Source organism: Caballeronia mineralivorans PML1(12) (assembly GCF_001028175.1).
GTDB classification, from domain to species: Bacteria; Pseudomonadota; Gammaproteobacteria; order Burkholderiales; family Burkholderiaceae; genus Caballeronia; species Caballeronia mineralivorans.
The window spans coordinates 1-19,358 of sequence record NZ_AEJF01000209.1; the positions used below are offsets into that span (position 1 = coordinate 1).

General features: G+C 57.1%; 14 protein-coding genes and 3 pseudogenes. 14 read left to right on the forward strand and 3 right to left on the reverse strand.

Annotated elements, in window-relative coordinates; genetic code table 11:
• From EOS_RS34510 to EOS_RS34530, 5 genes and pseudogenes are all read left to right on the forward strand, one after another.
• Nucleotides 1–413: pseudogene (locus EOS_RS34510) on the forward strand (hypothetical protein); the annotation flags it as partial.
• A gap of 205 nt (nucleotides 414–618) precedes the next feature.
• The gene (gene guaA / locus EOS_RS34515) at nucleotides 619–2,199 is read left to right on the forward strand and encodes a glutamine-hydrolyzing GMP synthase (protein WP_047896708.1); all 1,581 of its coding nucleotides are present in this window, start codon (nucleotides 619–621) and stop codon (nucleotides 2,197–2,199) included.
• A 381-nt stretch (nucleotides 2,200–2,580) separates the two neighbouring features.
• Nucleotides 2,581–3,806: pseudogene (locus EOS_RS34520) on the forward strand (tyrosine-type recombinase/integrase).
• Between the two features lie 230 nt (nucleotides 3,807–4,036).
• Nucleotides 4,037–4,741 (forward strand): hypothetical protein, encoded by a 705-nt coding sequence (locus EOS_RS34525; RefSeq protein ID WP_047896709.1) that lies wholly within the window; start codon nucleotides 4,037–4,039, stop codon nucleotides 4,739–4,741.
• Nucleotides 4,695–5,426 carry a Fic/DOC family protein gene (locus EOS_RS34530; protein WP_047896710.1) on the forward strand — a complete coding sequence of 244 codons (732 nt, stop codon included), beginning with the start codon at nucleotides 4,695–4,697 and terminating at the stop codon, nucleotides 5,424–5,426. Before EOS_RS34525 ends, EOS_RS34530 begins: the two co-directional genes overlap by 47 nt.
• A 671-nt stretch (nucleotides 5,427–6,097) precedes the next feature.
• Here the strand turns inward: EOS_RS34530 and EOS_RS49385 are convergent.
• From EOS_RS49385 to EOS_RS34555, 3 genes and pseudogenes are all read right to left on the reverse strand, one after another.
• Nucleotides 6,098–6,523, reverse strand: a complete 426-nt coding sequence (locus EOS_RS49385) for an addiction module antidote protein (protein ID WP_047896712.1) — start codon at nucleotides 6,521–6,523, stop codon at nucleotides 6,098–6,100.
• 1 nt (nucleotide 6,524) lies between these two features.
• Nucleotides 6,525–6,822: pseudogene (locus EOS_RS34545) on the reverse strand (type II toxin-antitoxin system RelE/ParE family toxin).
• Nucleotides 6,823–7,344: 522 nt separating this feature from the next.
• Nucleotides 7,345–7,986: a TetR/AcrR family transcriptional regulator gene (locus EOS_RS34555; RefSeq protein WP_053064134.1), complete on the reverse strand. Its 642-nt coding sequence runs from the start codon at nucleotides 7,984–7,986 to the stop codon at nucleotides 7,345–7,347.
• A 172-nt stretch (nucleotides 7,987–8,158) separates the two neighbouring features.
• On the opposite strand from EOS_RS34555, the gene EOS_RS34560 reads away from it, so the two are divergent.
• The 9 genes from EOS_RS34560 (at nucleotide 8,159) to EOS_RS34600 (ending at nucleotide 19,340) form a co-directional block, all read left to right on the forward strand.
• Entirely contained in the window at nucleotides 8,159–8,443 is a 285-nt protein-coding gene (locus EOS_RS34560; protein ID WP_047896714.1) for a hypothetical protein, read from the forward strand.
• 323 nt (nucleotides 8,444–8,766) lie between these two features.
• On the forward strand, nucleotides 8,767–9,111 hold the full coding sequence (locus EOS_RS34565) for a helix-turn-helix domain-containing protein (RefSeq protein ID WP_235443048.1): 345 nt from the start codon (nucleotides 8,767–8,769) through the stop codon (nucleotides 9,109–9,111).
• Nucleotides 9,101–10,363 (forward strand): type II toxin-antitoxin system HipA family toxin, encoded by a 1,263-nt coding sequence (locus tag EOS_RS34570; protein WP_047896716.1) that lies wholly within the window; start codon nucleotides 9,101–9,103, stop codon nucleotides 10,361–10,363. Before EOS_RS34565 ends, EOS_RS34570 begins: the two co-directional genes overlap by 11 nt.
• Nucleotides 10,364–10,559: 196 nt before the next feature.
• The gene (locus tag EOS_RS34575; RefSeq protein WP_047896717.1) at nucleotides 10,560–12,023 is read left to right on the forward strand and encodes a DUF3375 domain-containing protein; all 1,464 of its coding nucleotides are present in this window, start codon (nucleotides 10,560–10,562) and stop codon (nucleotides 12,021–12,023) included.
• Nucleotides 12,007–12,738, forward strand: coding sequence for a DUF4194 domain-containing protein (locus EOS_RS34580; protein ID WP_063779123.1), 732 nt, complete (start codon nucleotides 12,007–12,009; stop codon nucleotides 12,736–12,738). The genes EOS_RS34575 and EOS_RS34580 overlap by 17 nt, the downstream gene beginning before the upstream one ends.
• Nucleotides 12,735–16,091 carry an ATP-binding protein gene (locus EOS_RS34585; protein ID WP_082163626.1) on the forward strand — a complete coding sequence of 1,119 codons (3,357 nt, stop codon included), beginning with the start codon at nucleotides 12,735–12,737 and terminating at the stop codon, nucleotides 16,089–16,091. Before EOS_RS34580 ends, EOS_RS34585 begins: the two co-directional genes overlap by 4 nt.
• On the forward strand, nucleotides 16,066–17,250 hold the full coding sequence (locus EOS_RS34590; protein WP_047896718.1) for a Wadjet anti-phage system protein JetD domain-containing protein: 1,185 nt from the start codon (nucleotides 16,066–16,068) through the stop codon (nucleotides 17,248–17,250). The genes EOS_RS34585 and EOS_RS34590 overlap by 26 nt, the downstream gene beginning before the upstream one ends.
• Nucleotides 17,251–17,449: 199 nt before the next feature.
• Nucleotides 17,450–18,520: an NAD(P)/FAD-dependent oxidoreductase gene (locus EOS_RS34595; protein ID WP_047896719.1), complete on the forward strand. Its 1,071-nt coding sequence runs from the start codon at nucleotides 17,450–17,452 to the stop codon at nucleotides 18,518–18,520.
• Between the two features lie 121 nt (nucleotides 18,521–18,641).
• Complete coding sequence (locus tag EOS_RS34600) at nucleotides 18,642–19,340, forward strand: glutathione S-transferase C-terminal domain-containing protein (RefSeq protein ID WP_047896720.1); 699 nt, start codon at nucleotides 18,642–18,644, stop codon at nucleotides 19,338–19,340.
• Nucleotides 19,341–19,358: the final 18 nt, after the last annotated feature.

The window sequence follows — 19,358 nt, forward strand, 5'->3', positions numbered from 1 at the left end:
AGCGCGCTGAGAGGCGCGCGGCAAAGACCAAGACGGAAGAGAGTGTGACTCCGCCGCCGAGGCCTTTGTCGTCCGATCCCGTTGCGCCGGCGAATCCTCGCTGGGACAGCGAGCCGGTCGCAGGCGCGCCTATGCCACCGCTTACAACTCCACGTGCACCATCGGCTACTGCGTTTGATCCTGCTACCGGACATGCCATCGATCAGGCGACGGGTCGTTCGCTCGATCCCACCACTGGCCGGGCGTTCGATACCGTCAGTGGTCACAAGCTGGATCCTGAAACGGGTCGCGCGATCGACCCGGTCACCGGTCGTACTGTTGATCCAATCACGGGCCAGCTCATCGATCCGACCACGGGCGCGCGTGCGGAACCCGGTTTCGGCGCTGATCCGGTTCGCCGCGATCCGCACTGAACACTCGGGCGCGTGGGTCCTTCGAATACTGATCGAGGAACGGAGCTTCTGGTTTCGTTGTATCGATGAATCTGTCTTGCTGCGGTCGGCAACAAGCGCCGGCCGTTGAACTTTCTGCGCGACGCAATGCGCGGGACACTGTTCCTGCTGCTTGCGCTTTCGCTTTTGCCAACCGTTTCCGTTCACTCGCCTTCTGGCCGCTGCCATGCACGACAAGATCCTGATTCTCGATTTCGGCTCCCAAGTCACCCAGTTGATCGCACGACGCATCCGCGATTCTCACGTGTATTCGGAGATCCATCCGTACGACGTCGACGAAGCGTTCATCCGCGATTTCGCGCCGAAGGGCATCATTTTGTCGGGCGGTCCGAATTCGGTCACCGAAGGCGGTTCACCGCGTGCGCCGCAAGCCGTCTTCGATCTCGGCGTGCCGGTGCTCGGTATTTGCTACGGCATGCAGACGATGGCCGAACAACTCGGTGGCAAGGTTGTACTCGGCAATGTCCGTGAATTCGGTTATGCCGAAGTGCGGGCGCATAACCACACGAGCTTCCTGAACGGTATAGAAGACTTCCAGACCGCCGAAGGTCACGGCATGCTGAAAGTGTGGATGAGCCACGGTGACAAGGTGTCGGACATGCCGGTCGGATTCAAGCTGATGGCATCGACGCCGGCTTGCCCGATCGCCGCGATGGCCGACGACGAGCGCCATTTCTACGGCCTCCAGTGGCATCCGGAAGTCACGCACACGGTGCAGGGACGGGCGATGCTCGACCGCTTCGTGCTCGAGTTGTGCGGTGCGCGGCCGGATTGGGAGATGGGGCATTACGTCGATGAAGCCGTGGAAAAAATCCGCGCGCAAGTCGGCGATGAGCACGTGATTCTCGGCTTGTCGGGCGGCGTGGATTCGTCGGTGGCGGCGGCGCTTTTGCATCGCGCGATCGGGGCGCAATTGACTTGTGTGTTCGTCGATCACGGGCTGCTGCGGTTGAACGAAGCTGAACAGGTCATGACCACGTTCGCCGATCACCTTGGCGTGAAGGTGATTCACGTCGATGCGAGCGAAGTGTTCTTGTCGAAGCTCGCCGGCGTGACGGATCCTGAGGCGAAGCGGAAGATTATTGGCGCCGAGTTTGTTGAAGTGTTCCAGACGGAAGCGAATAAGCTGAAAGACGCGAAGTGGCTCGCGCAAGGAACGATTTATCCGGATGTGATTGAGTCGGCGGGCAAGGGCAAGAAGGGCCACACGATCAAGAGTCATCATAACGTGGGTGGTTTGCCCGAGACGCTGAACCTGAAGTTGCTTGAGCCGTTGCGTGAATTGTTCAAGGACGAAGTGCGGGAATTGGGCGTGAAGCTCGGATTGCCGCCGGCGATGGTTTACCGGCATCCGTTCCCGGGACCGGGGTTGGGTGTGCGGATTCTGGGTGAGGTTAAGCGCGAGTTTGCGGATCTGTTGCGTCACGCGGATGCGATCTTTATCGAAACGTTGAGGAATACCTTCGATAAGGAATCGGGCAAGTCCTGGTATGAACTCACGAGTCAGGCTTTCGCGGTGTTCCTGCCGGTGAAAAGCGTGGGCGTGATGGGCGATGGACGGACTTATGAGTATGTGGTGGCTCTTCGGGCCGTGCAGACGCTGGACTTCATGACTGCTCAGTGGGCACATCTGCCGCATGAGTTGTTAGGGCATGTTTCGAACCGGATCATTAACGAGGTTCGCGGGATTAATCGCGTTGTTTATGATATTTCGGGGAAACCGCCGGCTACGATTGAGTGGGAGTAGGTGGTAAAAAATACAAATAAAATCAATGGCTTATGTGGGTGGCGGCAAAACTTTCTTTGCTATTCCGCTCGTTGTAAGTCATTGATATAGAAGTGTATTTTTGATGATTCCGGAGGCAGCTGGCCGAGTGTGCGCCACAAAATGAAGGTAGAGCGGACGGTATGCGCCGAATGCACAATTGCGACTCGATAATCTACCGGCAACGCGATCCAGCTGTGACGGTAAAAAATCGCCCAAAAAGCTAGGCGGCGCGCGGGTCTGCAAGCATCTGGATACCTCTTGGTTGGTGACGGTAAAAAGTCGTCCCAACCACGAGAACCAAAAACGATGCTCACCGAATTTGCACTTCGCAACCTCAAACCCCGTACAGCCCTGTAGAAGATCGCCGACCGCGACGGCATGTATGTCGCAGTATCTCCGGCGGGCACCATTTCCTTTCGATACGACTACCGCATTAACGGGCGGCGAGAAACGTTGACAATCGGCCGCTATGGCCGAGGGGGCATCTCGCTGGCGTTGACGCGGGAAAAACTGCTGGACGCCCGACGTGCCGTCCGTGAAGGCAGGTCGCCGGCCGTGGAGAAGCAGCGGGAAAAGCGGCGGCGCGCCGTGGCGAAGACCTTTGGCGAATGGTCAGCCAATTGGCTTGACGGAGCCAGAGTGGCGGACACGACGTGGTCCGTGCGCAAGGGCATCGTTGCGCGCGATATCCTGCCGGCCTTCACGGGGAGGCTGCTTTGCGAGGTCACCGCTGATGATCTGCGGGCGCTCTGCGTGCGGGTCAAGGAGCATGGCGCGCCGGCCACTGCAGTTCAACTCCGCGATATCGTCAAGCAGATTTATGCCTACGCGAATCTGCACGGCGAGAAGATCGCGAATCCGGCTGACGAGGTTGGCGTCGCGTCGATCGCCACGTTTGTGCCGAAGGACCGGGTCCTGTCGCCGTTGGAAATTCGGCTCATGCATCGACAGTTGGAGCAGGTGGCGACATATCCGACGATCCGGCTCGCCTCGCGCCTCATTTTGCTGACGATGGTGCGCAAGAACGAATTGATCGAGGCAACGTGGGATGAAGTCGATTTCGAAGCTGCGGTGTGGACCATACCGAAGTCCCGGATGAAAGCGCACCGAGCCCACAACGTATATTTGTCCCGCCAGTCGATCGACATCATGGTGGCGTTGCATACCTGCGCAGCAGGCTCCCGATATGTGCTGCCCCCGGCTATGCTGCGGATCGATGCATGTCCAAGGCCACGTTAAATCGGGTCACACAGATCGTTGCCGAACGGGCGAAAACGGCTGGACTGCCCTTGGAGCCATTCACCGTTCATGATTTGAGGCGCACCGGCTCAACGCTGCTTAACGAAGCGGGTTTCAACAGCGATTGGATCGAGAAGTCTCTGGCGCACGGAGGAGATGGGCGATCTTCGCGAGCCGTGTATAACAAGGCCGAGTATGCTATGCAGCGTCGGCATATGCTCCTGGAGTGGGCGGATATGGTCGATGCATGGGTGCAGGGAGGCGGACATAGGCCGAATCTACTGCCCTCTGATATGGCGATGCCGGCAGTCGTCGTCGCCGCGCGCTGTGAGGCTACTAGTCCGTGATGCTCTCGGGATTGCGCCGGTGGCGTTGGGATGAGCGACTTGCGGTGGTCTGCCGGCGCAATGCAGGCCGTCGACGCTTCATGAACGACTGCGAGAAGCTCCTGTAGTGGACGTCCAGCTGACGAAGCATGCTGTTGATCCGGCAAGATTTGTATCTATAACTCATTGTTTGATAAGGATTTTAAGGTGAGTTATAATAGAACCTCGTACGCCGGATCTGGAGGTGACCGATGAACCTAGACAGTAAGCTTTTGATGTCGCTGAGAAAGCGGTCGGGTAACGTCGTGCTTCGACGTGAGCTGGCTGGCTTGGGGAGTTCGTCGCATCTTAGCGCTGCGCTTCAGCATCTCGTTGCCAATGGACGCCTTGTTCGACTTGGAGCGGGTGTTTATGCTAAGACCAGTCCCGATCCGGAAGGCAAGGCGCGATTTGCCGTTGGTTGTGACATGCTGTTGCGCGAGGCGCTCGGGAAACTGGGCGTCGCGGTGCTTGATGTGACAATCCAGCACGAAAACGGTCGCTCCGTCTGCCTGGTTGACACAGGCACGAGCCGGATTTCTCGCAAGCTAGGTTGGGATAACATCCGGGTGCGGTATGTCGGTCAACACGAAAGGCCGCAAACGAGCGCAGCCCTTAGGCTACCTGCAGATGTCGACAAGCTGCCAACCCAAAACGTCGGGAAGTTTGTCGAGCGGCTCGCGCAAGCCTACGGCGTTCAATACCGGCGCTCGGGCCTCGATGATTTCGCCGAGGCAGTGACGCGAGCGGCGGGTGACGATGTCAAGCTCGATCTGACAGGTAAGCTGCTGGTTGCGCTCAAGAAGCAGGATCGGATTAATGGCCGGCAGTTTGCCCGATTAATGGCAAACCACATAAGGGAAATCAAGCGTGTTCGATCCGTTCGGGGACTACGAAACCAGGGGTTACCTGCGTAACGTCGACAGCATCAAGGATCTGGACGAACTCAAGTACATAGAACACGGATTCTTCGAGTCGAACCTCGAGGCGGCATTGGCGTACCTTCATGCCATCAAAGGTTCAATTACGTACGTGCACTTCCTTGAGGTTCACCGGATCCTGTTCAATGAGTTTTACCCTTGGGCAGGCCAGGATCGTCATACTCTCGGTGTTGGACGACTGGTCGGGAAGGGCCAGAGAATACAGTTCGAAGCTTCGGAGTTGTGCCAGCGTGCCGTTGAATGGGGCCTGTCGGCAGGCAGCAATCCAAAGGCGATGCGTGAAAAGCCGGGGATGGTTATGGGCGCTTTCGCATGGGGGCATCCTTTTCTGGACGGGAACGGCCGCACCATGCTTCTCGTCCATGCGGAGCTTTGCCACCGCGCAGGTTTCGCCATAAACTGGAATGCGTCCCGGAAAGACGATTATCTGGAATCGCTTACCCGGGAACTGGAAAATCCACAAGGCAAGCACCTGGACGCGTATCTCCTACCATTGATGGCCGCTCCCATTGCCCGGGGCGATCTTCGCGACCACCTCATGTCATTGCCGGGTCTGAACGGAGAGGATGGGAGCGATGCTCCGAACATCGCGTACCGGGCGGACGATGCTGAGGCAAATCAGAACTACCTCGAGTTGAAGCGCGCGCGTGGGGAGAATTGAGCGGCGTGCCGCGCCCTTAACTGGGAATTCAGCGACACATGTGGCGAAGACGCGTTGCGGATCGTCGAATGGCACGTCAATTTACAGGCCGTGCGCGTGCTGAAGTCATCTTGATCGCACGGAGAAGTGATGCGGGACGTGAAGGCAATCCTGAAGGATCTTGCCGATGCTGAGCCTTACAAGCCAACGAAAAGCTGTTTATGGAGCGATCGAGAAAGTTGTCTCGACTCATGCTTGCTCTGGGTATGCTATGTATGGTTCTGCTTGCCATATCCGGATTCTGGTACAAGGCCGAACACGCTCCGATACTGGTGTATGTCGCGTTCACGTTCTGGATCCTTACGACGTTGTTCGGTATCCTCACTATGCTCGTCGAACCGATCACCATGTTTATCGTTATGCTGCATTCTACGGCTAAGCTCAACCGCGGGCGCCTGCCTACTTCTACGAGTTGAAGGCGTTGCTCCAGCGATTGCAGGAGCAACCACAGGCGATAGATGGCGCGTATGCTGAGCATGGCCACGTCTTGCAACTGGCCCTGTGTGAACTAAACGTCGAGGCTTTGGTGTTTGTGGAGGGGGCGAGGAACATAGGTTCTGCGCGATCTATCTGTAGCAAAGCCGGCCCGTGAGGCCCGTTCCTCGGATCATGAGCCGCTGACGGATTGGGAGTCAGGCGTGTGCAGCACTGCCAGGACGAGTACGGCCTGTTGAGGTCGCGCTGCCTGCGCGTTTCGCGACTGCCCGTGCTTTCTTAGCCACTACGGCCTTCGCCGCAGTTTTGGCTTTGGCGGCTGCCTTCGGTACTGCTTCGGGCTTTGTCAGCGTGAGGTGCAGCCCCATCGCGACGATCACCTTCATGATTGTCGCGAACTCGGCATTTCCTTTGTTGGAGAGCGCGCGGTACAACGCTTCGCGCGCGATACCCGACTCGCGAGCGAGTGCCGTCATACCACGTGCCTTGGCAACGTCACCAAGTGCTGCCTGAATCTCAACCGGATCCCCGCCTTCAAACGCTTGGGCGAGATACAGTCGGTAGTCGTTTTCATCTTTCAGGTACTTCGACGCGTCGAACTCCATCAACTCGCTGACTTTCATGTCAAAACTCCAGATCTTTCGCGATGACCTTGGCGCGCTTGATGTCTGCGGCCTGCGTGGACTTGTCGCCACCGCATAAGATGATCACCAGCACGTTGGCACGCTGCGTGAAATAGACACGGTAGCCTTTGCCTACATCGATCTTCATCTCCGATGACACCGTCGCCTACCGCACGCCAGTGCCCAAGATTGCCTAACCGTGCCCGGCTGAGCCGACCGACGATCGCCGTCGCCGCCTGGCGGTCCCGAACGCGGGATAGCCAAGTGTCAAATTCGGGCGTAATGATCAGCTTGGTCATGCTCGGATTGTAATCCATGGGTTACGGAATATCAAACGCTCGCGCTGACGGGTAAAACGCTGTTAATCGTTAGGTATGGGACGATCGTCCAAACGAGGATCGCATTGGACGGAGCCTGACGGTATCGATGACGGTATCGCGGCCAACAATCGTATTGACATGCCTCGTTATGGCGATGTTGCGGACAAAAGCGGCAACAATCGTCCGATGCGGTCGCTTGAAAGCCGTTGGCTGCCGACAGGAATATCCGGTACCACTGACGGTATCGACTTCACACGAGTGGCGGAAACGCCGTCCACACAGGGCTCCAGCGTCGGATTGACAATCGAGTGGGAGTGATTTGAAATAGCTTGCCTGGTATCGTGAGACTCAAAAAAACGCGGCGCTTTTGCGCCGCGTTTCGTTTTTGTTGTCCGCCATATTTTCCATGTGAACACGGGGGCTCCAATCAAAAGTCCACATGTCGCCAGCGTCTCGTGCATGCGGATCAGGAGTCTGTCAAACCGACGGTGATCGTCGTGCTTATTTTTTCTTCTTCTTGTTGGTGAAGGGGAGTGTCGAGACGAATGCATCCGTCGCATCGAGCAGGGTCTGCCGGGCAACCCCGTTATGCGCCTGAACCGATAATCCGCTCAGCACAGTGACGCAAAGGGTAGCCAACGCCTCCGTATCCGCATCTGCTGCGAGCTCGCCGTCTGCCAGCGATTGCGCGAGCCTTTCCCTGATCAGATTCGCCACATTCCGCGTCCGGCTTTGAAGAAAGGCTCGAAGCTCCTCATGTTCCACACCGATGTTTACCGTGCCGAGAATGACCATACATCCCCTTGGAGCGGCCGCTTGGGTAAGCATGTCGATATTCTGCTTGAACACGGCTGCAATCGCCTCCCGGGCGTTGCCATGTTCCTTTATCGCTTGCCGCGTTATCGCGCCTTCAGATATTGCGTATAGATCTATCGCCTCGCGGAACAAATTCTCCTTGCTACCAAAAGCCGCATAAATACTGGGGGAATTGATATCCATTGCGTCGACAAGGTCGTTCATGGAACAGCCATCGAACCCCTTCGTCCAGAACACCTCCATGGCGCGTCTCAGTACGGCTTCCCTGTCGAACGCTCTAGGTCTGCCGCGCGGCCGGCGTTCGGTCCGCTGATCCAATGACGACATGAGCCTCTCCTGAAGTTGGAACCACCTGTGACAAGCGATTTTCTATTTATGTGTCGACTATAACAAAAATACTGGACAGGTTCTAGTTGCTGTGCTTAACTATATTTGTGTTGATTGACACAAATATAGTGTCGTCGCCTGCCTACCGTAATCTGAACCTCAAGGAGCAGTCATGAAATCATTGATCCGCGCAGTAGTAGCCGCCTTGGCTCTTGGCGCTTCGTTTGCTTCGTTCGCTCAATCGAGCGCATCTGTAACCGCTAATCACGACCAGGCAAAAACCTTCGACGTGTTCGTCGACCAGCCCACTGGTTTTACGTTTGTAAAGATGCCGACAGGATGGAAATTTGTCGGGGCGGTATCGAAGGTGGACGCGCAGCACTTGCCCGGCACCGTGCTGACTGCGGTGTTGCCATCGGATGCATCGCGCGAGATTGCTACCGCTTCGCGCAAGTGATCGGAAATTTGCCCAGCTGGAATCGAGCTGAATGGCGCTGCCAAGGGCCAAGTGGCTTGACGATATCAAGAGATTGCGTTGGTTCCTGAGCAATTGTCGTTCGAAGATATTTTTTGTTTCTATTGACGATCGCCGCTAGCTGAGATTAGTGGCGACAAACAAAATGTTCGGGCCGATCATCTAGGAGTTTGTAGGTACAGGATAAAATGTCCAAAATACTAGGCATTGTGCGGATTTATGCCTAGTTAAACAGACATTTGATTTTTTGGTTGACTCGTGTCGTACTCGTTTCTCGCCTAATATAATGGGTATTGAGTACTTCAATGCCTACTAAAATGAACAATTTTGTGATGCCAGTGCAACCCGTCGAGCGAGTCACACAACTGGGCCAGCGCATCCGGATCGCACGGATTCGGCGTGGCTGGTCGGTCGTGGAGCTCGCCAGCAAAGCGGGCATCAACCGCAACACCCTCACCGCGCTGGAACTGGGCAAGCCAGGCACGGCGGTAGGCGTGTGCTTTACCGTTCTATGGGCACTCGGTCTCGACAAGTCACTGGACTCCGTCGCCGATCCCGACACTGATCTCCATGGCAAGGCCCTCGAAGCCTCTCGCCGTCCGACGCGGTCAGGCAAGTCCAGGAAGGCGAGCGACGACTATGATTTCTGAGCGCGAAGCCTATGTCCATATCCAGCTCCCCGGCACGTTGGAAACTGTGCCGGCAGCATTGCTCAGGGTGCAGACACTGCCCGATGGCACGCAGGTCGGACGCTTTCGCTACGGTGATCGCTATCTCGAACGTCAAGAGGCGGTCGCGCTCGATCCGTTCCGGCTACCACTGGCCAAAAGAGTATTCGAGTTCACTCAGCTCAAGGGCATTCCAGGTTCGGTCCGTGACGCGGGCCCAGACGCCTGGGGGCGGCGTGTCATCGAGAACACGCTAGAGCGGAATGCTGCTGACCTCCAGGAGATCGATTATCTGCTGCATGGGCCGCAGGACGGAGCGGGCTACTTAAGCTTTGGGTTGAAGGCCGAACCGCCCGCGCCCAAGCGCAAATACAACCGTACCCATCAATTGGCCGAACTGATCGCGGCGACGCAGGCGATCGAGGAGGGGCGACAGGTGGCCGCGCATCTGCTTGAACAACTCGACCCGGGCACCAGCATGGGCGGGGCGCGGCCGAAGGCCACGATCGAGGACGCGCAATCCCTGTGGCTCGGCAAGTTTCCTTCCAACGATGACCGTTTCAATCTGCAGCGAGTCGAGTTTGCGACACTTGACCTTGCGCGCTGCTGCGGCCTGAACGTCACGCAGGCGCGGCTGCAGACGGTCGGCGACAGCGACGTACTCATGTTGCAGCGCTTCGATCGCGACTACTCCGACAAAGGCTATTTGCGCTTCGGCCTCGTCAGCGGACTGACTGTGCTCGACTGTGGCGACAGCCATCTGGACCGGGAACGCTGGTCTTACCCACTGTTGGCCGACAACCTACGCCGCTGGTCTGACAGACCGGAAGCCGATTGCGCCGAGTTGTTCAAGCGAATGGTCTTCAACGCCGCCGTGACCAACAACGACGATCACCCGCGCAACCATGCCTTACTGCGCAGACAAAAGGGATGGCGGTTATCGCCTAGTTACGATCTTGTACCTGCGCCCGTGGTTAGCCTTGAGCGCCGGGACTTGGCGTTGACCGTCGGCAACTTCGGCCGGACGGCCAGTATCTACAACCTGTTGTCGCAGGCAGGCCGTTTCGGTTTGTCGGCGGAAGAAGCGCGTGCGGAAATCAATCGGATCGTCGAGGTGGTGCGGCATTGGCGCGACACCTTCTTCGCCTGCGGAGTGTCGGCTAAGGATATTGACTACATCGCCCCAGCCATACTGCCTGATTGTTTCTTCTTCGAAAGGCGTCCCGGTGAGTGAGGCGTTGTATTGACCTGAGACAAGACTTATAACCCCGTCGTCAAAAGTCGGAGCCCTGTTGCAAACTTTGTCAGATCGAATCGCGTAATCGGTGAAAATGGCCGTTGCCTTACCAATTAAAGCGCTGGACCTACGATCAGGATGTTGTGGGCAAAAAGCGACACCCTTGATCAACTCCATTTGAACGAGAGCCACCGTGAAAGCTCGCCGCACTGCCGCAGCGCTTGACAATCTGCGCAACCAGCCGCTTTGGCGACTCTTGGCCGCCACAAAAGGGCCTGTCTTTATTGCGCTGCTGCAGTCATTATTTCTCGACGTAGACAAGGTTTTGCCAAGTTCCGTGATGCACGAGCGACTGGTGCGCGAGATCGACGCGCTCCGGGCGGACGGTGAAGAACTGCCTCAAACAGCGCAAGCCTATGTAACAGAGTGGCTAAACAATGGTTGGCTGAGCCGGCGATTCCCTCCAGGTGCGAGCGAAGAGGAATACGAGCTCTCTGCGGATGCCCTGACGGCGCTACGCTTTGTCACCAGCCTTCTGAAACCGCGCACAACGGCAACCGAGAGCCGCCTCTCGCTTGTCATCCAGCAGTTGTCACGCCTCGCAGCCGAAACCAATGTCAATCCCGAAGCACGGCTCGTAGCGCTGCGCGCAGAACGAGAGCGTATTGATGAGGCCATCGCTGAAGTCGAGCATGGCGGAATCAAGATATTGCCGGTAGAGCGCGCTATCGAACGTGCACGGGAGGTTATCGCTTTGGCTCAGGAGCTGACGTCCGATTTCCGCAGTGTTCGCGACGAGTTCGAAAAACTCAATCGCGGCCTGCGGCAAAGTCTGATGGAGAACGAAGGAAGCCGCGGCGAGGTCCTTGAGCAACTGTTCGCCGGCGTCGACATCATTGGCGAGAGCGATGCCGGCCGCACTTTCAACGCGTTCTGGCGATTGCTGACCGACAGCGAGCAGTCGGCTACGCTCCGGGAGTCGCTCGACGAGGTCGCCAATCGTCCTTTCGCGCGAGACCTTGAGTCTCACGAGCGCAGATTTTTGCTGAGCCTGACGGGGACGCTTTTAAACGAGGGTCGTGGCGTGCACGACGTTCTGCAGCACTTTGCCCGCAGTCTGAAAAGCTTTGTACAAAGCCGGGAATTTCTCGAGCAACGACGTTTGCATAGCCTGTTGAAGGAAGCTACTCAAGCGGCGTTCGCCGCGAAAAATGCGGTCCGTTCAAACGAGCAAGTCGGCTTCGAACTTATGCAATCGAGCAGTCGAATCCGGTCGGTCGCTCAATGGGTGATGTATGACCCTGCGCAACGGGTAACGGATTCGTCGATGAAAGAGGCCGAGCCATCCGAACTGGATCTGGAAACGGTCAGCGAGTTGGTGCGTCAATCTGAGATTGACTTTCGTACACTGAAGCAAAACGTACGCGCGGTGCTGGACCGGCGAACGCAAGCATCTGTCGGTGACGTGCTGGCTGCGTTTCCCGCCGAGCAGGGGCTGGGTAGCGTTGTCGGTTACGTCGCACTTGGGGCCAGGCACGGCGAAGTGACCGAAGGGTCTGAGATAGTCCGCTGGACAGGCGATGACTTGGTCCATCGCCGCGCAAAGTTGCCGGCTATTTACTTCATTAGGGAGCGCTACCTTGAACTCGTTGAATGACACTGGTGGCGACGAGTTCGCCGAAAATATCGCCGCAAGCGATGAGACTGTCGAGGGCGTCACCTTTCGCGGCGATACAGGGACACTTCCCGTGGAAACCCGGCGAGTCCTCGTCCAATTGCTACTCGGCCCGTCGGTCGATGCGCGTCGTCAGTCGAAGCTTTGGCCTGTGCTGCTGCGCGATGAGGCACTCATCCGTTCGCGGTTGCATGAGCTATTTTTGGAGATCGTCATCGATCACGAGCAACGCGTTGCATTCACGCGGCAGGTAATCTCCGACGAGGCGGATATTCCGATCCTTCTTCGCAAGGCTTCGCTGACCTTTCTTGAAACCGCACTGTTGCTGTTCCTGCGGCAGCGCCTGACCCAGTCAGACGCTCAGGGAGATCGCGCGGTGGTGTCTCTCATCGAGATGCAAGAGCACCTGCACGTATTTGAACGGGACGGCAATCCCGATCACGCCAAGTTCGAGCGTCAAGCTGTCAATGCAGTCGACAAAGCGAAGAAGCTAAGCCTGTTGCAGCGCATCCGCAGCTCTGACGAACGCTATGAGGTATCGCCTACTCTTAAGCTGCTGTTCACGGCAGAGGAAATCCAGGACCTGACGCGCACCTATGCAAGGCTCGCTGCAAACGGCGAAAACACAGAGGACAGGCATCTCCCGGACGAGGAGGGGCTCGATGGGACGGACGAGCAAGGAGATGCAGAGCTGTGAATACATCTGAGCAACGCGTTTTGCTGGACGGTGCCGAGGATCAGTTTCGTCTTGCTCGTATCCAGACGTTTAACTGGGGGACATTCTCCAACGTTTTCGACTTCCCCATCCCCAAGGAGGGTTACCTCTTTGTGGGTCCTTCAGGGTCGGGCAAGTCGACAATTCTCGATGCCCATGCTGCCCTCATGACACCGCCAAAATGGGTAGACTTCAACGTTGCGGCGCGTGAGGCGGAAAGGCACGGACGGGACCGCAGCGTCATGACTTATCTTCGCGGTGCCTGGGCGCAGCAAACGGGCGAAAGTGGCGAGTATGTATCGCAGTACCTGCGCAGCGGCACGACCTGGTCGGCCATCGCTGAGACCTATCGCAACGATCAAGGGCGGATCGTCGTGCTGGCGCAAGTTCTTTGGGTTAAGGGAAACTCGACGGCGCAGACGGACGCCCGAAAAATTTATCTGACGCTCGAGCGTGCGTTCGATATTCAGGAGCTGGAGTTCTTTGCGAAAAACGAATTCGATGTGAGGCGCTTCAAGCATGATCTGCCGGATGCCAAGGTTCACCCTGAGTTCAGTGGTTACCAGGAGCGCTTCAGGCGGCTGCTTGGCATTGACAACGAGCGAGCGCTTCGGTTGTTGCACAAGACGCAGTCCGCGAAGAACCTGGGCGACCTGAACGTATTTCTGCGCGACTTCATGCTGGACGAGCCGGAGACTTTCGATATTGCCGCAAGCTTGGTCAATGAATTCGGCGAACTCAACGAGGCCCATCAGGAAGTCGTGGCTGCGAGAAAGCAGATCGAGACACTGAAGCCGGCTCGCGATGAATACCTCGAGATGGAGAAGGGGACCTTCGATCTCAATGGGCTGCTGGCGATTCAGGCTGCTATCGACCAGTATAAAGAGCATCAGCGGAAGGTACTTTTGGAGAGTCGCCTTGCCGAAGTAACCGTCGATCACAAAGGGTCGGTTGAGGAGACGCGGCGTCTGACGGAAATGGTTGCCAATGAACTGGAAAGACTGACGGACCTTCAGCGCCAGAAACTGGACATGGGCGCGGGTATCCTCGACCGCCTCAAACAGGACATCAAGCTCGCCGAGGATGAAAAACCGAATCGGATCACCAGGCGTGAGCAAGCGGATAAAGCTTGCAAGCTCATGGGTTGGACGGTTCCGAACGACGTTATAGCGTTCGTGCAATGCACAGAGGCCGCAAAGGAGCGCGTGATGAAGGCGCGTGACTTCAAGGCTGACATCGAGCACCGCAAGGATGCATTGAAGGATGAGCACCGTATCGCTAAGGACGAATTTGGCAACGCCGTTGCAGAGGTCAAGGCGTTGGAGCGTCAGAAGTCGAGTTTGCCAGCGAAGCTCGTGGCCCTGCGCGAGCAGATGGCCCGTGATCTTTCGATTCCCGAGGAGAAGCTGCCTTTCGTGGGCGAACTTATCGAGGTCAAGTCCGACGCTCTGGAGTGGCAAGGGGCCATCGAACGGGTGCTGGGCGGTTTCGCTCGATCGATCCTGGTCGATGACAAACATTCCTCAGCGGTTTCCACCTACGTCAATGAGCGCAATATTGGCCAGCGGCTCGTCTACTTTAGGGTTCTTCCTCAAACTGGCGCTCGCAGCCCGGGGCCTAATTCTCTCGTGCGCAAGCTGAATGTGGGCGCGGATACGTTTGGCGACTGGGTTCGCGAGGAACTCAAGACTCATTTCGACTTCGAGTGTGCACAGACGTTGCAGGCGTTCAGGAACGCGCAGCGTGCCGTCACGCGAGAGGGACAGATCAAGCACAACACCATGCGGCACGAGAAGAACGACCGCTACTCGGTGAACGACCGTAGCCAATGGGTGCTCGGTTTCGACAACAAGGCGAAACTGGCTCTCTATAAGGAAATGGCGGTCGGGCTTGCCAGCCAGATTAGCAAGCTCGACCAGAAGATCGGGAAAGTTCGGGAGGAAGAAGATCTCCAGCACATGCAGATGCTGCATTGCCAGACTCTTTCGAACCTCACCTGGAACGATGTTGATGTTGCATCGTTAGTGACACGAATTCACGACCTTACGGCGCGGCTTGAAGAGGAACTGGCGGCACGCCCCGACCTGGCAGAGCTGGATAAACGCATCAAGGCGCAGGAAGATGTTCATACCGCGGCGGTGAGTAAAAAGAACGGTGAACACGTCAGGGGTTTGGACTTCAAGCGGACAATCGATCGTATCGAGGCTCAACTCACGGACCTGGCACGGCTCTGGCCCACCTCCGACCGTCCCCCTGCGTTCGCGGAGCAGATCAGCGCCAGGTACTTGGCCACCAATAAGGACCTCACGCTGGAGAATCTGGATCAGGTCACCAATCTGGTCGAACGCTCGCTCAACGTCGAACTGCGGTCACTCGAAAGCCACCTGACGGATTTGCGCAATGCGATCGTCCAGCGATTTGTTGAGTTCAACCGTTTATGGCCTGCATTGTCGGGCGGACTGGACGCTACCCTGGCGAGCGCGGATGACTATTTCGGCAAGCTCCAGCGGCTGGAGAAGGACAATCTTCCTGCGTATGAGGAACGCTTCTTTAGCTTACTGCGAGAGCAAAGCGATCAGAACCTGACGCTGCTTGCCACCAAACTCGATCAAGAGCGCTCTGCGATCCGCGTTCGGATGGAGCTAGTGAACGAAAGCCTGAGCACTGCGCCGTTCAATTCCGGTACGCACCTCGTCATCGAAACGAGCGACAAGGCACTGGAGGACGTGAAGCATTTCCGTGCAAGCCTGCGAGAGTCGCTGAGCCATTCGTTCAGCACCGACCGCGAGCTGGCCGAGGAACGTTTCAAGGCGCTGGCGGCGCTGGTCAAACGTCTAGCAAGCCAGGAGAGCGCTGAGAAGAACTGGCGCAACCTCGTGCTGGATGTGAGGCAGCACGTGGAGTTTGTCGCACGGGAGCTGGATCAGGACGATCTGGAAATCGAGGTCTATCGCAGCGGCGCCGGCAAGTCGGGCGGACAGCGTCAGAAGCTTGCGGCAACGTGTCTTGCAGCTGCACTACGCTACCAGCTTGGTGGACAAGACCGGTCGCTACCCAGCTATTCGACCGTGGTTCTCGATGAAGCCTTCGATAAAGCCGATGCGGAATTCACAGCAATGGCGATGAATATTTTCAAGACCTTCGGATTCCAGATGATCGTGGCAACGCCGCTGAAATCCGTGATGACGCTGGAGCCTTTTATTGGCGGAGCTTGCTTCGTGCATATCAAGGACCGCAAGAAATCCGCGGTCATCCCGATCGAGTATGACAGCGACAGCCATCGGCTGAAACTCTCGCACGATATTAGCCATGCCGAAGAAACTTCTATCACCTGATGCGGTTCGGGACTTCCTGACTCGGCGTTTTAACAATCAACACCAGAACTGGCTTGCAGGCGAAGGGAGTTGGCCGTTGATTGTGGGATTGGGCACGCCGACAGAAAAGGATATTGCCGATGACGCCGCGGGCGTGCGGGCCTGGACGGCAGCATGGGAAAAACGTACCGGACCCGGTACGGTTATGTCGGAAGATCGCCAGTTTGCGCGGCTTGGCAGACAGCGGTTTCCCGTGGGCCTCAGTCTTGAGAGTCCGGCCGTCGTGGCTTCAGCAGTTGGGCAAGGGATTCGCTGGGCGACAGCGTCCGGGCGCTACGCCTATCTGACGGGACGGTGGCCACCGTTGATTCGAGGCATGAAATTGGCTTCAAAATTCGATGTTCTGGCCGACTACCCAAGCGAAGACTTTGAGCGACTCGTTGCATTGCTTGCCTGGTTGGAAGCGAACCCTGCGTCTAACCTGTATCTTCGGCAGCTTCCAGTCGAAGGACTGGATACGAAGTGGATCGGTCAGCGCACGGGACTCGTTTCGGGGCTGCTTCGCGAGCTCAGTGCCAGTGCCGGTGAGAGTAACGATTTCCACGCTGTGTGCGGCCTACGCAAGCCGCCTCACCGGGTTTACATCCGGTTGCTATGTCCTGAATTGCGCGTTCTGGTGGGAGGGCTGTGCGACATCGAAGCGCCTGTCAATGAATTGGCGATGCTGCCTATTGAACCCCGGTCGTTGGTCATTATCGAGAATCTGGAGACAGGGCTGGCGCTGCCGGACCTTGCCGGAACTGTCGCGGCAATACGACTAGGCAACGCCGTGAGCGCACTCGAGGCTCTGCCTTGGCTGCGCGTTTCGAACGCCGTGTACTGGGGGGATATTGATACCCACGGATTTGCGATCCTGAACCGGGCACGCCGGGTGTTGCCTCAGCTCAGATCTGTATTGATGGACGAGGTCACGCTGATGTCCCATCGCTCGTTGTGGGGTCGTGAACCCGTTCAATACGGAAATGAAGCTCTGGAAACGCTGGTGGATAGCGAGAAGGCAGTCTATGACGGGCTCCGGACCAATGCTTGGGGGCATCAGATCCGCCTTGAGCAAGAGCGTCTGGTCTGGGACGATTCGGTCCGGATGCTGCAGCACGCGCTGTTCGGTGGGCGTGACTAGGTAGTGAAGCGCTTGCGCGCCACATGTACACGCGGGAGCGCTGTGGAGTCTTGGCAAGGACGCTAAACGTTGTTTGCATGGGCTATGCCTGCACGATTATCTTGGTCGGCGGTAGTGCTTTCGTTGCGGGCTTTTCGCGTGTTCTGTATTGTGACTGTTTGATGCAATTCACTCGCTTGCACAACATCACAGATACCGAATGACTTCTGAAGCGGGCACCCCTATTCAAACACCACCACCGATAAGCACCGATGTACTGATCGTCGGCGCGGGGCCGGTTGGCCTTTTTGCTGCATTCGAGGCGGGGGTTGTTGGCCTGTCGTGTCAGATTGTCGATACGCTCGAACGGATCGGCGGGCAATGCATCGAGTTGTATCCCGACAAACCGATCTACGACATTCCCGCTATTCCATCATGTACCGCGCGTGAGTTGGTCGACCGGCTCATGGAGCAATGCCGCCCCTTCGACGTGCCCATTCACCTTAGCCAGCGTGTGGAGACCGTTCGGCAACGCGAAGACGGTCGATGGACAGTCACGACCGGGCAGGGGCTCGTATTCGATACGGCTGCAATCATGCTGGCAGCCGGGAACGGAGCGTTCGTGCCGCAGCGTCTTGCATTGCCCGAAGCGACAACGCTGGAAGAGCGCCAAGTTCACTACAGCGTGCGCAATCTCTCCGATTTCGCGGACAAGACTGTGGTGGTTGCCGGTGGTGGCGATTCAGCGCTTGATTGGGCGTTGGCATTGCGCAAGGTCGCGCGCCGGGTCGTGCTGGTACATCGGCGCAATGGGTTTAGCGCGGTGGCATCGAGCGTCGACGAGATGAGGCGGGCAGTGGACGCGGGCGAAATGGAATTCATGGTCGGCTCGATTGCGGCGTTGCATGCGCCTGATGACAAACTGGCATCTATCGAAATCCGACAGATTGGCGGCACCGCGCAGATCGATGCGGAACATCTGGTGGTGCTGTATGGCCTCGTCGCGGACCTCGGACCGATCGCAAACTGGGGCTTGAAGATTGTCGGCGGACGTGTGGAAGTGGATACGTCGAATTACGAAAGCTCACGACATGGGATCTTCGCGGTGGGGGACATCGCGAACTATCCGAACAAGCAGAAGCTGATTCTTTCGGGGTTTCACGAGGCATCGCTGGCGTTGAGAAAGGCCTACACGTATGCGTATCCGGACAAGAAACGGGTGCATGTGCATTCCAGCTACGACGCCGGGCTGGCTGAGCGTATTGCGTCGGGTTCCGGGCATCACGAGTAAGGGGGCTAGAACTATCGAGCGTTGTCAACTCGCGGCTGATCTCGAGGTTACCGGGAACTCGCTGGAATAAACTAAAGCGGTTCAACCCCGTCACGCTGCACCCCCTTTCAGGGAGCGTCGCATGATCACACTCTTTTCCTACCCGGAATTGTTCGGTTTGGAAGACAACAATCCGTATGGTCTGAAGGTATTCGCGTTCCTTAAGCTATGCGGGTTGCCTTTCGATCATCGCCATATCCTCGATACAAAATCGGCGCCTCGCGGACAGCTTCCGTATATCGTCGACGATGAGGAGTCGATTGGCGACAGCGATGCCATCGTCGCTCATCTCAAGCGTAAGTACAGTTTGACCATCGACGGTTCGCTGACGAACGCCCAGCAGGATCTGCACCTTCTGATGCGCCGAACGCTGGATGATCTCTATTGGGTCATGTCGTATTCGCGTTGGCGCGATCCGCGGTTTTGGCCATTGTTCAAGGAAGCGTTTTTAAAAACACATTCCGGCATCACGGCGGATAGCCTCGACGCGGCGCAAAAATTCAACTTCGAGCGGTATCATTATCAAGGTATCGGCCGCTTTGAACCGGATGAGGCGTATGCCCGCGGTATCGCGGATTTGCAGGCAATAGCGAACCTGCTTGGCGATAGTGAATTCATGTTCGGCCCGGAACCCGGCAGCATCGACGCCAGCGTTTATGGCTTCGTGGCAAACATATTCTTCTACGACATCGACACGCCGCTCAAGCAGTTTGTCTTGGCGCGACCCAATCTTGTCCGCCACTGTCATGCAGTGCGCACGGCGATAGACAAGCGCGTCTGATCGAATCACGCGTACCGA

Coding starts and splice junctions, on each gene's coding strand:
- EOS_RS34595 (WP_047896719.1), top strand. CDS start 17,450: ATGACTTCTGAAGCGGGCACCCCTATTCAAACACCACCACCGATAAGC.
- EOS_RS34560 (WP_047896714.1), top strand. CDS start 8,159: ATGAAATCATTGATCCGCGCAGTAGTAGCCGCCTTGGCTCTTGGCGCT.
- EOS_RS49385 (WP_047896712.1), bottom strand. CDS start 6,523: ATGAAAGTCAGCGAGTTGATGGAGTTCGACGCGTCGAAGTACCTGAAA.
- EOS_RS34600 (WP_047896720.1), top strand. CDS start 18,642: ATGATCACACTCTTTTCCTACCCGGAATTGTTCGGTTTGGAAGACAAC.
- EOS_RS34590 (WP_047896718.1), top strand. CDS start 16,066: ATGCCGAAGAAACTTCTATCACCTGATGCGGTTCGGGACTTCCTGACT.
- EOS_RS34525 (WP_047896709.1), top strand. CDS start 4,037: ATGAACCTAGACAGTAAGCTTTTGATGTCGCTGAGAAAGCGGTCGGGT.
- EOS_RS34555 (WP_053064134.1), bottom strand. CDS start 7,986: ATGTCGTCATTGGATCAGCGGACCGAACGCCGGCCGCGCGGCAGACCT.
- EOS_RS34570 (WP_047896716.1), top strand. CDS start 9,101: ATGATTTCTGAGCGCGAAGCCTATGTCCATATCCAGCTCCCCGGCACG.
- guaA (WP_047896708.1), top strand. CDS start 619: ATGCACGACAAGATCCTGATTCTCGATTTCGGCTCCCAAGTCACCCAG.
- EOS_RS34565 (WP_235443048.1), top strand. CDS start 8,767: ATGCCTACTAAAATGAACAATTTTGTGATGCCAGTGCAACCCGTCGAG.